The sequence below is a fragment of the Rathayibacter sp. AY1E3 genome (assembly GCF_002932235.1).
Taxonomy (GTDB): domain Bacteria; phylum Actinomycetota; class Actinomycetes; order Actinomycetales; family Microbacteriaceae; genus Rathayibacter.
This window is the reverse complement of record NZ_PSVN01000009.1, coordinates 54,350-67,281: the sequence shown is the minus strand read 5'-3', so window position 1 is coordinate 67,281 and position 12,932 is coordinate 54,350. Positions and strand designations below refer to the sequence as shown.

The following is a 12,932-nucleotide window of genomic DNA, read 5'->3' as shown; positions in this document are numbered from 1 at the left end:
GGTCGGCTGGGGAGGGTGGCCGGGTTCTCAAGGGCGTCCTGCGTACGGCTACGACGATCCGCTGACACGCGGATCGCCGGTTCGCCTCGGAGGGTGCGGCGAGAGGGTGGCGGATCGGAGTGCGAGCCTGCGGCCGCCGGTGTCCTTCTGGTGGTCGAGTAATGGCGGCGCGGGTATAGGGACCGGGCGGGCCCGTAGATGGTGGTCGAGTAGCCGCGGAGCAGCGTGTTCAGACCGGGCGGGACGGGGTCCGGGCGGGGGAGCGCGCGGCGAGGGAGCGGGGGAGGGCGGCGCGTAGACTGGGGCGGCCATGATCCAGACTCTCGACCTCCGCGGCCGTCGTCCCTCCTCCGCCGAGCTCCTCGCCCTCGTGCCCCGCAATCCGGGCACGTCCGCCTCCGTCGGGCCCGTCGTCGCCGAGCTGATCGCCGACGTCCGCGAACGCGGCGCGGAAGCGCTCCTCGACCAGGCGGAGCGGCTGGACGGCGTGCGCCCCCCGCACCTCCGCGTGCCCGCCGAGCAGATCGCCGAGGCGCTCGACCGCCTCGACCCGGCCATCCGCAGCGCACTCGAGGAGGCGATCGCGCGCGTCCGCCGCGCCAGCGCCGCACAGATCCCCCCGCCCCGCACCACCGAGCTCGACGACGGCGCCACGGTCACCCAGCGCTGGCAGCCCGTCGCCCGCGCCGGGCTGTACGTCCCCGGCGGCAAGGCGGTCTACCCGTCGAGCGTCGTCATGAACGCCGTGCCCGCGCAGGCCGCCGGAGTCGCCTCCATCGCCCTGGTCTCGCCGCCGCAGAAGGCGTTCGGCGGCTCCGTCCACCCCACGATCCTCGCGGCGGCCGCTCTGCTCGGCATCGACGAGGTCTACGCGGTCGGGGGCGCCGGAGCCGTCGCCGCACTGGCCTACGGCGTCGACTCGATCGGGCTGGATCCCGTCAGCATCATCACCGGGCCGGGCAACGTCTGGGTCACCACCGCGAAGCGCCAGGTGCTCGGCCAGGTCGGCATCGACTCCGAGGCGGGCCCGACCGAGATCCTCGTGATCGCCGACGACTCCGCCGACCCGCGCCTTGTCGCCGCCGACCTGGTCAGTCAGGCCGAGCACGACGAGGCCGCCTCCGCGGTCCTGGTCACCGACAGCGCCGAGCTCGCCGCCGCCGTCGAGCGCGAGGTCGCCGCCCAGGCCGCTGCCACCCACCACGCGGAGCGCGTGGCCATCGCACTCGACGGCCCGCAGTCCGCGCTCGTGATCGTCGACGACCTCGAGCTCGCCTGCGCGTTCAGCGACGCCTACGGCCCCGAGCACCTCGAGCTGCACACGGCCGACCCCGTCGCGACGGCCGAGCGGATCCACGACGCCGGCGCGATCTTCCTCGGCCCGACCACCCCGGTGAGCCTGGGTGACTACCTCGCCGGCTCCAACCACGTGCTCCCGACCCTCGGGCAGGCGCGCTTCTCCTCCGGGCTCGGCGCCTACACCTTCCTCCGGCCGCAGCAGCTGATCTCGTACGACCGCGGTGCGCTCGAGCGCGTCGCCCCGCACATCCGCGCTCTCAGCGACGCCGAGGCGCTGCCCGCCCACGGCGACGCCGTCGACGCCCGCTTCGCCTGAGACCGAGAGGCCCTCGATGTTCTGCCCCTTCTGCCGGCACCCCGACTCCCGAGTGATCGACTCGCGCACGAGCGACGACGGCCTCTCGATCCGCCGCCGCCGGCAGTGCCCGTCGTGCGGCCGGCGCTTCTCGACGACCGAGACCGCGAGCCTCGTCGTGATCAAGCGCAGCGGAGTCGTGGAGCCGTTCAGCCGCGAGAAGATCGTCAGCGGCGTCCGGAAGGCCTGCCAGGGCCGGCCCGTCACCGACACCGATCTGGCCGTCCTCGCGCAGCGGGTGGAGGAGAGCATCCGCTCCACGGGCGCGTCACAGATCGACGCGAACGACATCGGCCTCGCCATCCTGCCGCCGCTGCGCGAGCTCGACGAGGTCGCCTACCTCCGCTTCGCGAGCGTCTACCAGGCGTTCGACTCGCTGGACGACTTCGAGTCTGCGATCACCCTGCTCCGCGCCGAGCGCACCTCCGTGCCCCACAGCGCCGACGAGATCTGAGGCCCGGGTGTACCCGCTCCTGTTCCGCACCGTCCTGCGCCGCCTCGACCCGGAGCGGGCGCACCACCTGAGCTTCCCGGTGATCCGGGCCCTCGGAGCCCTCGCTCCGGTCCTGCGCCGGACCACCGTCCCGCGCGGAACGCCCGCGGTCGAGACGCTCGGCCTCCGCTTCGAGACCCCGTTCGGCGTCGCGGCCGGCTTCGACAAGGACGCCACCGCGGTCCTGGGCTTCGGCGCGCTCGGCTTCGGACACGTCGAGGTCGGGACCCTGACCGCTCGGGCGCAGCCGGGCAACGACCGGCCGCGCCTCTTCCGGCTGATCGCGGACCGCGCCGTCGTCAACAGGATGGGCTTCAACAATCACGGCGCCGAGGCCGCGGCGCAACGGCTGATCCGGCTGCGCAGCGCGCGCCGCCGCCCCGTGATCGGCGTGAACATCGGCAAGAGCCGGGTGGTCGAGGTGGACGACGCGATCGAGGACTACCTGATCAGCACGCGCCTGCTCGCGCCGCTCGCCGACTACCTCGTCGTGAACGTCAGCTCGCCGAACACCCCCGGGCTCCGCGGCCTGCAGGAGATCGACCGCCTCGAGCCGCTCCTCGCGGCCGTCAAGGACGCCGCCGACACGACGCCCCTGCTGGTCAAGATCGCCCCGGACCTCTCCGACGACGAGGTCGGCCGGGTCGCCGAGCTCGCCGTCCGCCTGGGTCTGGACGGGATCATCGCGACCAACACGACGCTCTCCCGGGGGGGCCTCTCGACCGATCGTGCCGTGGTCGAGGCGGCCGGCGCCGGCGGCCTCTCCGGTGCCCCGCTGGCCGCGCGTTCGCTCGAGGTGCTCCGCGTGATCCGCGGCGCCGTCCCCGCGGCCTTCTGCGTGATCTCCGTCGGAGGAGTCGAGACGGCCGAGGACGTGCGCGAGCGCCTCGACGCGGGCGCCACCCTCGTCCAGGGCTACACCGCCTTCATCTACCGCGGGCCCCTGTGGGCTCGGGACATCAACCGGGGACTGGCCCGCGCCTCCTGACCCGCCGTGCACGACGAAGGGCCCCCGGAGCCGCGCGAGGCGCGACCGCAGGGGCCCTTCGTGGTCCGCCGTCCGACTACTCGGGGAAGGCGCGGCGCTTGACCTGGGGCTTCGGCAGGCGCATGACGCGCAGCTGGAGGGCGCGCATCGCGGCATACCAGCGGATGCCCTTCTCGACCTTGTCGGCGCCGTAGCGCTCGGCGAGCTTCCGGCGCATCCGCATGCCGAGGAGGATGCAGTCGATCACCGCGAGGAGGAAGAACACCCAGAGGATGACGAGCGTCGCGTACTGCAGCTCCGGCTGCGGGAAGAAGCTCAGCAGCAGGACGACGACCATCACCGGGATGAGGAACTCGCCGAGGCTGAAGCGTGCGTCGACCCAGTCGCGCACGAACTTGCGCTGAGGACCCTTGTCGCGCAGCGGCAGGTAGCGCTGGTCGCCGGCGGCCAGGCCGATGCGGGCCTGCTCGCGCGACACGGCGGCCTTCTCGCGGGCGTCGCGGGCGGCCTGCTTGCGGTCGGTGACGACCAGCGGACGCTTGCGGGCCAGCTCCTGCTCGCGCCGGGTCGGCGTCGGCCGGCCCTTCCCGGAGCCGGGGGAGCCGGCGTCGTCGGGCGTGTCGGTTGCGATCGGGTGCTTGGCCACGGGGAACGTCCTTGGAATCGGGGGTCTCTTAAGATTACCTCCATGGCTCACGACGCTCCGACTCCGCCCGCACTCTCCTCCGACGAGGAGGCCGTCCTCGCCGCCGTCCGCGACGATCTGCCGCGCTCGCTCGCCCAGCTCGGGCAGCTCGTGCGGATCCCGTCCGTCTCGTGGGACGGCTTCGACGCGACCCGCGTGGCCGCCAGCGCCGAGGCCATCGCCGAGCTCGCGCGCGAGACGGGCGTCTTCGACGACGTCGCGATCCACAGCGCCACGATCGACGGCACCGACGTGCTCGGCCAGCCTGCCGTCCTGGCCACCCGCGCCGCCCGCAACGGAGCGCCGACCGTCCTCCTCTACGCCCACCACGACGTGCAGCCGCAGGGCGCCGAGTCGGCGTGGGAGACGCCTCCGTTCGAGCCGACCGTGCGCGGCGACCGCCTGTACGGGCGCGGTGCCGCCGACGACAAGGCGGGAGTCGTGTCCCACCTCGCCGCGGTGCGCGCACTCCGCGAGGTCGCGGGCGAGGACCACGACCTCGGGCTCGTCCTCTTCATCGAGGGGGAGGAGGAGTTCGGGTCGCGCTCGTTCCCCACCTTCCTCCGCGAGCACCACGACGCCCTCCGCGCGGATGCGATCATCGTCGCCGACAGCGACAACTGGGACGTCGACACCCCCGCGCTGACGGTGGGCCTGCGCGGCAACGTCACCTTCACCCTCACCGTCAGCACTCTCGCGCACGCCTCGCACTCGGGCATGCTCGGCGGAGCGGTCCCGGACGCGATGCTCGCGGCGGTCCGCCTGCTCGCGACGCTCTGGAACGAGGACGGCTCGGTCGCCGTCGCCGGCCTCACCGAGCACGACGGAGCGGTGCCCGAGACGACCGAGGAGGACCTCCGCCGCGACTCCGGGCTGCTCGACGGGGTCTCGCCGATCGGCACCGGCGCGATCCTCTCGCGCCTGTGGTCGAAGCCGGCCGTCACGGTCACCGGGATCGACGCGCCCAGCGTCGTCGACGCCTCAAACACCCTCGTCCCGTCCGTGCGCGTGAAGATCAGCGCCCGCATCGCCCCCGGCCAGGACGCGGAGGAGGCGTTCGCCGCCATCGAGAGCCACCTCCGGGCGAACTCCCCGTTCGGCGCCCACCTCGCGATCGAGGACGTCGACACCGGCAGCCCGTTCCTGGTCGACGCGACCGGCTGGGCCGTGGACCTGGTGAAGGGCGCGATGGCGGACGCCTGGGGACGCGAGCCCCTCGAGACCGGGATCGGCGGGAGCATCCCGTTCATCGCCGACCTCGTGCGCGAGTTCCCCGAGGCGCAGATCCTCGTCACCGGTGTCGAGGACCCCGACTCGCGCGCGCACAGCCCCAACGAGTCGCTGCACCTGGGCGTCTTCAAGCGCGCCGCGCAGACCGAGGCGCTGTTCCTGCTCCGCGCCGCCGCTCACCGCGACTGACCACCGGTCGTGGAATACCCGGGTGACCACCCGGGTTTCAGCCGTAGAATCCCGGAAGGCACGACGACCGTTCCGCCCGTCCCCTGAGGAGTGACATGTCAGACACACTGACCGACCAGACGGCGACCCCCCTCGCCACCCCGCCCAGCGCGGCCCACGGCGTCTCGATGACCCCGACCGCCGCCGCCAAGGTCAAGAGCCTGCTCGAGCAGGAGGGCCGCGACGACCTGCGCCTGCGCGTCGCGGTGCAGCCCGGCGGCTGCTCCGGCCTCATCTACCAGCTCTACTTCGACGAGCGCACCCTCGACGGCGACGCCGCGGTGGAGTTCGAGGGCGTCGGCCTCGTCGTCGACAAGATGAGCGTCCCCTACCTCGACGGCGCCTCGATCGACTTCGAGGACACCATCCAGAAGCAGGGCTTCACCATCGACAACCCCAACGCGGGCGGCAGCTGCGCCTGCGGCGACAGCTTCCACTGACGCCGCGCGGCCCCGGGCCGCAGCGCCTCCGAACGGCGTCCGACAGTCCACTCCGGTGGCCCGTCGGGCGCCGTTCGTCATGACTGCACCACTCGACCGGGACGTCAAGAGCGGGTCGTCGTGCACCGGGCCGCCGGAGCGGAAGGGTAGGCTGGAGCCGGTCTAATACAGTTTCGTGTGAACTGGTCCCCAGTCTTCCGAAAGGTCACCGGTGCGCTTCAATCGCCGAATCCGCAGATGGGTCGCTGCCCCCGTCGCAGGAGCCCTCGCCCTCGTCCTCGCGGGCTGCACGCAAGAGCAGCTCCAGGGCTGGCTCCCCACCGAACCCGGCACGACGAACCACGTCGACCGCGTCATCGGACTCTGGGTCACCTCCTGGATCGTCCTGCTCGCCGTCGGCGTCGTCACGTGGGGTCTCACCATCTGGGCGGTGGTCGTCTACCGCCGTCGCAAGGGGCAGACCGGCCTGCCGGTCCAGCTGCGCTACAACATGCCGATCGAGATCTTCTACACGATCGTGCCGCTGATCCTCGTGATCGGCTTCTTCGCCTTCACCGCGCGCGACCAGGCAGCCATCGAGCAGCCCTACGACGACCCGGACGAGACCATCCAGGTGTACGGCAAGCAGTGGGCGTGGGACTTCAACTACGTCGACGAGGACGTCTACTCCGCCGGCATCCAGGGCCAGTACCAGGAGGGCGGGGACGCGGCCGGCTCGCTCGTCGAGTCCGAGATCCCCACGCTCTACCTGCCCGTCGGACAGAAGATCAAGATCCAGCTCGACGCGCGCGACGTGATCCACTCCTTCTGGGTCGTCGACTTCCTCTACAAGAAGGACATGATCCCCGGCAAGACGAACTACATGTACGTCACGCCGCTCAAGGAGGGGACCTACGCCGGCAAGTGCGCCGAGCTCTGCGGTGAGTACCACTCCGCGATGCTCTTCAACGTCAAGGTCGTCTCGCAGGGCGAGTACGACGACTACATCCAGTCGCTGCGCGACGCGGGCCAGACCGGTCAGCTCGGCGCCGAGTACAACCGCAATTCGAACCTTCCCGGAACCGGCGCGCCGGCCCGCGAGAACGAGGAGTAAGGGAGCATGAGCACCGCCACGGCACCCCGCCCGACGCGCACCGCCGGCACTCCGCCGGTCCAGCGCAAGGCGAACGTCCTCGTCCGCTGGATGACGTCGACCGACCACAAGGTCATCGGGTACATGTACCTGATCACGTCGTTCATCTACTTCTGCATCGCCGGCGTGATGGCACTCGTCATCCGCGCCCAGCTGTTCGAGCCCGGCCTGAACGTGGTCGAGACGCGCGAGCAGTACAACCAGCTGTTCACGATGCACGGCACGATCATGCTGCTGATGTTCGCGACGCCGCTCTTCGCCGGCTTCGCCAACGTCCTGATGCCGCTGCAGATCGGCGCCCCCGACGTCGCGTTCCCCCGCCTCAACGCCTTCGCGTACTGGCTCTACAGCTTCGGCTCGCTCATCGCGGTCGCCGGATTCGTCACCCCGCAGGGTGCGGCGTCCTTCGGCTGGTTCGCGTACGCGCCACTGTCGAGCACGACGTTCTCACCAGGGCTCGGCGGCAATCTCTGGGTCTTCGGCCTCGCGCTCTCAGGCTTCGGCACGATCCTCGGCGCGGTGAACTTCATCACGACGATCATCACGATGCGCGCTCCCGGCATGACGATGTTCCGCATGCCGATCTTCACCTGGAACATCCTGGTGACGTCGATCCTCGTGCTGCTCGCGTTCCCGGTGCTCGCCGCCGCGATGTTCGCCCTCGGCGCCGACCGCGTGTTCGACGCCCACATCTACGACGCGGCCAACGGCGGCGTCCTGCTCTGGCAGCACCTGTTCTGGTTCTTCGGCCACCCCGAGGTGTACATCATCGCGCTGCCGTTCTTCGGCATCGTGTCCGAGGTCTTCCCGGTCTTCAGCCGCAAGCCGATCTTCGGCTACAAGACGCTGATCTACGCGACCATCGCGATCGCCGCCCTCTCCGTGACGGTGTGGGCGCACCACATGTACGTCACCGGATCGGTCCTGCTGCCGTTCTTCTCGCTGATGACGATGCTCATCGCGGTTCCGACCGGCGTGAAGATCTTCAACTGGGTCGGCACCATGTGGCGCGGATCGGTGACCTTCGAGACTCCGATGATCTGGGCGATCGGCTTCCTGATCACCTTCACCTTCGGTGGACTCACCGGCGTCATCCTCGCGTCCCCCCCGCTCGACTTCCACGTCTCGGACTCGTACTTCGTGGTGGCGCACTTCCACTACGTCGTGTTCGGAACCGTCGTCTTCGCGATGTTCTCGGGCTTCTACTTCTGGTGGCCGAAGTGGACCGGCAAGATGCTGAACGAGACGCTGGGCAAGTGGCACTTCTGGCTGCTGTTCATCGGCTTCCACACCACCTTCCTCATCCAGCACTGGCTGGGCGTCGTCGGCATGCCGCGCCGCTACGCCAGCTACCTGCCCGAGGACGGCTTCACCTGGATGAACCAGGTGTCGACGGTCGGAGCGATGATCCTCGCGGTGTCGCTGATCCCGTTCTTCCTGAACGTGTACATCACGGCCCGCAAGGCGCCCAAGGTGACGGTGAACGACCCGTGGGGCTTCTCCCGGTCGCTCGAGTGGGCCACCTCGTGCCCGCCGCCCCGCCACAACTTCACCTCGATCCCGCGTATCCGAAGCGAGGCCCCGGCATTCGACCTCAATCACCCCGAGGCCGGCATCCCCGTCGGAATCGGTCCGGCGAAGGACGCTCCGGACGCCCCCACGTACGACAAGTCCGAAGGCACGGTGAAGTAGGGCCATGCGCGCCAACGTCAATCTCTTCTGGCTCCTCGCGGGCTTCTTCCTCCTCGCCGACATCACGTACATCGTGTGGTCGCTGCTCGACACGGGCCAGGTGGAGTGGGTCGGCACCGTCGGCATCGGCCTCTCGGCCGTGCTGGGCGCGTTCATCGCGTTCTACGTCGGCCGCGTCCACAAGGCTCAGGGTGCCGAGCTCCCCGAGGATCGCCTCGATGCGGACATCGATGACGGAGACCCCGAGCTGGGCTTCTTCAGCCCGTGGAGCTGGTGGCCGCTGATCCTGGGCGGTTCCGCGGCCCTCGGATTCCTCGGCCTGGCCGTGGGGTTCTGGATCACCTACATCGCCGTCGGACTCTTCCTGGTCGCCATCGCCGGCTGGGTGTACGAGTACTACCGCGGGTACTTCGCCCGCTAGGGCGCATCGCACGGCCGAGGGCCGGGTGCACGGGGGCTTCGGCTCCGTGCACTCGGCCCTTTCGTGTATCCAGGAGGAAGCGCGCGTGGTTGGGACCCGGTCGGCTCGGCCGTTCGGCTTCGTGCAGGGGCGTCATTCGCCGATCGGTGGCGGATCAAGCCTCCCGGTGAGAGCCGGGACCTCCCGGTGAGGGCCGGGACCGCTCAGTGAGGGATGACGAGGTGAGCTGGATCTCTCGCGGTGTCCTGCTGGCGGGACACCGCGGCGTCCTGCGCGGAAGAACTCGTCGGTGCACATCCCGACGGCCCGCGACGTGGAAGCTCGCAGGGGAGTGCAGCGGGCGGCGCCGGGCAGGAGCGTCGGCCCGCGTCATCACCCCTACGGGTCTGCGCTGCGACGGCTCCTGCTCCGGTCACGGCTGAGCGGGCTACGCCTGTGGCGGCTCTCCTGTGCGCGTGTGGGTGTGCCGACGGTGGTGGCCGCTACGGTCGGGGATACTGCTGCGCCTGCGGCCGTACTGGGCCTGCCGCGCCTGTTCTGGCGCCTGCGCCGCCCTACGGACTCCTGCACACCGTTCCGACCCCAGCGGAGCCCGCACCCCGGCGGAACCGCGGGCGCCCCTGCGGCTCTTGGAGTTCCTCGGTACGTCTAGCGGGTCGTGCCGGTCGGTGCGAGGACAAGGAGCCTGAGATGCCGCTGCAGCGACGGTCGTCGAGGCCCGGAGGTCGCCTCCTCTGTCTCACCGGCGAGCGTCGCCGTCGCCGATCACAGAGGGTTCGGCCGTGAGCGGGGGAGGGCAGTCCTGACGGGCCTGCTGAGGATGGGTGCCCTGGAACCGATGCCGAGCGTCTCGACGTGAACGGGAACCGGGAGACCTCACCGGACGACGACGCTGCGAGCACGCAGAGGGGCTGGATCACTCCATGATCGGACGGGGGCGGACGTCTCCAGCTCGGCGGTCAGATGGCATCTCGTGATCCGAGGAGCGGAGGCCTCGAGGTCCGGTGGATCGCCCCACGTCCCTGCTGGCTTGTCGCCGTCGAGGCGCTGTGATCCGGTCTCACCGGCTCTCGGTCCACCGCCGACCTCTGCCGCGCCGGAGGACAGGCCCCGCCCCGCTGCAGGAACGACGAAGGGCCCGGACGAATGAAACGTCCGGGCCCTTCGGGGGAGGATCAGTGCTCGCTGTGCGAGCTCTCGAGCTCCTTCTGGGTGACGGGGGTGATCCGGTCCTCGAAGAACCAGCGGGAGAGGCCGGCGCGGACGCGCTGCGGGGCGGTGATGCGGCCACGCGAGTCCGGACGGATCATCAGGGGCTCGTACTCGTCCTGACCGACGAGCTTCCAGCGCTCGTACTCGTCGAGCTGCTGGTGCACCTCGATGAACTCGCCGCCGGGGAGGCGGACGATGCGGCCGGACTCGAAGCCGTGCAGCGCGATCTCGCGGTCCTTCTTCTGCAACGCCAGGCAGATGCGCTTGGTGATGAAGTACGCGATGAACGGACCCGCAATGAGCAGGAACTGCAGGCTGTGGATCACGCCCTCCATCGTGAGGTGGAAGTGCGTCGCGATGAGGTCGGACGACGCGGCGGCCCAGAGGACGGCGTAGAAGCTGACTCCGGCGGCGCCGATCGCGGTGCGGGTCGCGGCGTTGCGCGGGCGGTCGAGCAGGTGGTGCTCGCGCTTGTCACCGGTGATCCACGCCTCGAGGAACGGGTAGAGCATGACCACGGCGATGAACAGTCCGAGACCGACGAGCGGGATCAGGATGTTGAATGACAGGGTTCCGATGCCCGGGATGGCCCACTCGAGTCCCGGCGGGACGAGGCGCAGGGCGCCGTCGGCGAACCCGATGTACCAGTCGGGCTGGGTTCCCGCGGAGACGGGCGAGGGGTCGTACGGGCCGTAGTTCCAGATCGGGTTGATCGTGAACAGCGAGGCGATGAGGACGACGACGCCGAAGACGATGAAGAAGAATCCACCGGCCTTCGCGGCGTAGACCGGCAGCACCGGGTAGCCGACGACGTTCTGCTCGGTCTTGCCCGCACCGGGGAACTGGGTGTGCTTGTGGACGACCACGAACACGAGGTGGAGGGCGATGAACGCGAGCACCAGCGCCGGCAGCAGCAGGATGTGCAGCGTGTAGAGGCGGCCGACGATGTCGGTGCCCGGGAACTCGCCGCCGAAGAGCAGGAACGAGATCCAGGTGCCGACGATCGGGATGCCCTTGACCATGCCGTCGATGATGCGGAGGCCGTTGCCCGAGAGCAGGTCGTCGGGGAGCGAGTAGCCGGTGAAGCCCTCGGCCATCGCGAGGATGAAGAGGACGAAGCCGATGACCCAGTTGAGCTCGCGGGGCTTGCGGAACGCACCGGTGAAGAAGATGCGCAGCATGTGCAGGCCGATCGAGGCCACGAACAGCAGTGCCGCCCAGTGGTGGATCTGCCGCATCAGCAGGCCGCCGCGGATGTCGAAGGAGATGTCGAGCGAGGACGACATCGCCGCCGACATCTCGATGCCCTTGAGGGGCAGATAGCTGCCCTCGTAGTGCGTCTCGACCATCGAGGCCTGGAAGAAGAAGGTGAGGAACGTGCCCGACAGCAGGATGATGACGAAGCTGTAGAGCGCGACCTCGCCGAGGAGGAAGGACCAGTGGTCGGGGAAGATCTTGCGACCGAACTCCTTGACGACCGCGGAGATGCTCGTGCGCTCGTCGATGTAGTTCGACGCCGCTCCGACGTACCCCTTCTGGAACTTGCCGGATCCGAGGATGACGCCGTCCTCGGGCTCCGCGGGGGAGCTGGAGGGGCGTGAGGGGGTGGTGGTGGACATGTGAGTCATCGCTCCCAGAAGGACGGTCCGACGGGCTCCGTGAAGTCGCTTCTGGCGACCAGGTAACCCTCGGCGTCGACGGTGATGGGGAGCTGCGGAAGCGGACGCTTCGCCGGGCCGAAGATGACGGCGGCCTCGCGCGTGATGTCGAATTGCGACTGGTGGCACGGGCACAGCAGGTGGTGGGTCTGCTGCTCGTACAGCGCCACGGGGCAGCCGACGTGCGTGCAGATCTTGGAGTAGGCGACGATTCCGTCGTAGTTCCAGGTCTCGCGACCCTCACTGACGATGAGGTCCTCCGGCTTCAGGCGCATCAGGAGGACGGCGGCCTTGGCCTTCTCCTCCAGCTTGCCCTCGGCGTCGTTGAGGCCCTCGGGGATGACGTGGAAGGCGGATCCGAGTGTGACGTCCGATGCGAGGATCGGCGCTCCCGACGGGTCCAGGGTGAGCCTCGTGCCCTCTTCCCACAGGGTGGTCTTGAGGAGGGTGACGGGGTTCTGGTCCTGCGGGCCGAGGCCCCGGAACAGGATCACGGCGGGCAGGGGGAACACGACGAGGGAGGCGATCAGGCTGTTCCGGACGAGGGAGCGGCGGCCGAAGCCGGACTCCTTGTCGGACTGGTCGAAGATCTCGAGCGCACGGGCGCGGGTGGGCTCCGCGCTGCGGACGGGGTGGCGGATGTCGATGCCCTCGTGGTCCGACATCAGCTGCTTGCCCCAGTGGACGGCGGCGATGCCGATGCCCAGGAGCGCGAGGGACATGCCCAGGCCGATGAACAGCGTGTTCAGCCGGACCGACGCGACGTCCTCGGTGATCGGGAATGCCATGTAGGCGGCTACCGCAAAGATCGAGCCCGCGAAGGAGAGGTAGAAGAGCGTGTACACCGTGCGCTCGGCACGCTTCTCGACCTTGGGGTCGAGGTCGGTCATCCGGGGGCGGTGCGGCGGGAGGCCCGGGTCCTGGACGCGGTCCCGCGTCACGACCGCGGTGCCGGCCGGAGCCGTTCCGTGCCCGGTGGCCGACGAGGTGGCGAGGTCCGTGCCACCCTCATCGTGCTCTGCCATGGTTCTCCTTTTCACGCCGTGTCGGCACCAGTCGGTGCCGTGGGTCAGTCGCGCCCGTCAGGGCGCTGCAGTCG

The 12,932-nt window shown here is 69.8% G+C and carries 11 protein-coding genes; 8 read left to right on the top strand and 3 right to left on the bottom strand.

Features of this window, described 5'->3' with window-relative positions:
• Nucleotides 1-310: 310 nt before the first annotated feature.
• From hisD to C5C53_RS09340, 3 genes are read left to right on the top strand one after another with little or no spacing between them, the layout of a single operon-like run.
• Nucleotides 311-1,615: a histidinol dehydrogenase gene (gene hisD / locus C5C53_RS09350; RefSeq protein WP_104246755.1), complete on the top strand. Its 1,305-nt coding sequence runs from the start codon at nt 311-313 to the stop codon at nt 1,613-1,615.
• A gap of 16 nt (nt 1,616-1,631) precedes the next feature.
• Nucleotides 1,632-2,108 carry a transcriptional regulator NrdR gene (nrdR, locus tag C5C53_RS09345; protein ID WP_104224657.1) on the top strand — a complete coding sequence of 159 codons (477 nt, stop codon included), beginning with the start codon at nt 1,632-1,634 and terminating at the stop codon, nt 2,106-2,108.
• 7 nt (nt 2,109-2,115) lie between these two features.
• Nucleotides 2,116-3,135, top strand: coding sequence for a quinone-dependent dihydroorotate dehydrogenase (locus C5C53_RS09340; protein WP_104267389.1), 1,020 nt, complete (start codon nt 2,116-2,118; stop codon nt 3,133-3,135).
• 76 nt (nt 3,136-3,211) lie between these two features.
• On the opposite strand, the gene C5C53_RS09335 is transcribed toward C5C53_RS09340, so the two are convergent.
• Nucleotides 3,212-3,781, bottom strand: a complete 570-nt coding sequence (locus tag C5C53_RS09335) for a DUF3043 domain-containing protein (RefSeq protein WP_181027102.1) — start codon at nt 3,779-3,781, stop codon at nt 3,212-3,214.
• Between the two features lie 42 nt (nt 3,782-3,823).
• Between C5C53_RS09335 and C5C53_RS09330 the strand changes: the two genes are divergently transcribed.
• The 5 genes from C5C53_RS09330 (at nt 3,824) to C5C53_RS09310 (ending at nt 8,963) form a co-directional block, all read left to right on the top strand.
• Nucleotides 3,824-5,239, top strand: a complete 1,416-nt coding sequence (locus tag C5C53_RS09330; protein WP_104225360.1) for a dipeptidase — start codon at nt 3,824-3,826, stop codon at nt 5,237-5,239.
• Between the two features lie 95 nt (nt 5,240-5,334).
• Nucleotides 5,335-5,718, top strand: coding sequence for an iron-sulfur cluster insertion protein ErpA (erpA, locus tag C5C53_RS09325; protein ID WP_104224654.1), 384 nt, complete (start codon nt 5,335-5,337; stop codon nt 5,716-5,718).
• Nucleotides 5,719-5,929: 211 nt separating this feature from the next.
• Nucleotides 5,930-6,811, top strand: a complete 882-nt coding sequence (coxB, locus tag C5C53_RS09320; protein ID WP_104224653.1) for a cytochrome c oxidase subunit II — start codon at nt 5,930-5,932, stop codon at nt 6,809-6,811.
• Nucleotides 6,812-6,817: 6 nt separating this feature from the next.
• On the top strand, nt 6,818-8,542 hold the full coding sequence (gene ctaD, locus C5C53_RS09315) for a cytochrome c oxidase subunit I (protein WP_104224652.1): 1,725 nt from the start codon (nt 6,818-6,820) through the stop codon (nt 8,540-8,542).
• A 4-nt stretch (nt 8,543-8,546) separates the two neighbouring features.
• Entirely contained in the window at nt 8,547-8,963 is a 417-nt protein-coding gene (locus C5C53_RS09310) for a cytochrome c oxidase subunit 4 (protein ID WP_104224651.1), read from the top strand.
• Nucleotides 8,964-10,138: 1,175 nt separating this feature from the next.
• Here C5C53_RS09310 and C5C53_RS09305 read toward each other — a convergent pair.
• Complete coding sequence (locus tag C5C53_RS09305) at nt 10,139-11,794, bottom strand: ubiquinol-cytochrome c reductase cytochrome b subunit (protein WP_104224650.1); 1,656 nt, start codon at nt 11,792-11,794, stop codon at nt 10,139-10,141.
• A 5-nt stretch (nt 11,795-11,799) separates the two neighbouring features.
• A complete protein-coding gene (locus tag C5C53_RS09300; RefSeq protein ID WP_104267388.1) occupies nt 11,800-12,858 on the bottom strand; it encodes a ubiquinol-cytochrome c reductase iron-sulfur subunit in 1,059 nt (352 codons plus the stop codon).
• Between the last annotated feature and the right edge of the window lie 74 nt (nt 12,859-12,932).

Coding starts and splice junctions, on each gene's coding strand:
- hisD (WP_104246755.1), top strand. CDS start 311: ATGATCCAGACTCTCGACCTCCGCGGCCGTCGTCCCTCCTCCGCCGAG.
- nrdR (WP_104224657.1), top strand. CDS start 1,632: ATGTTCTGCCCCTTCTGCCGGCACCCCGACTCCCGAGTGATCGACTCG.
- C5C53_RS09330 (WP_104225360.1), top strand. CDS start 3,824: ATGGCTCACGACGCTCCGACTCCGCCCGCACTCTCCTCCGACGAGGAG.
- erpA (WP_104224654.1), top strand. CDS start 5,335: ATGTCAGACACACTGACCGACCAGACGGCGACCCCCCTCGCCACCCCG.
- ctaD (WP_104224652.1), top strand. CDS start 6,818: ATGAGCACCGCCACGGCACCCCGCCCGACGCGCACCGCCGGCACTCCG.
- C5C53_RS09310 (WP_104224651.1), top strand. CDS start 8,547: ATGCGCGCCAACGTCAATCTCTTCTGGCTCCTCGCGGGCTTCTTCCTC.
- C5C53_RS09305 (WP_104224650.1), bottom strand. CDS start 11,794: ATGTCCACCACCACCCCCTCACGCCCCTCCAGCTCCCCCGCGGAGCCC.
- C5C53_RS09300 (WP_104267388.1), bottom strand. CDS start 12,858: ATGGCAGAGCACGATGAGGGTGGCACGGACCTCGCCACCTCGTCGGCC.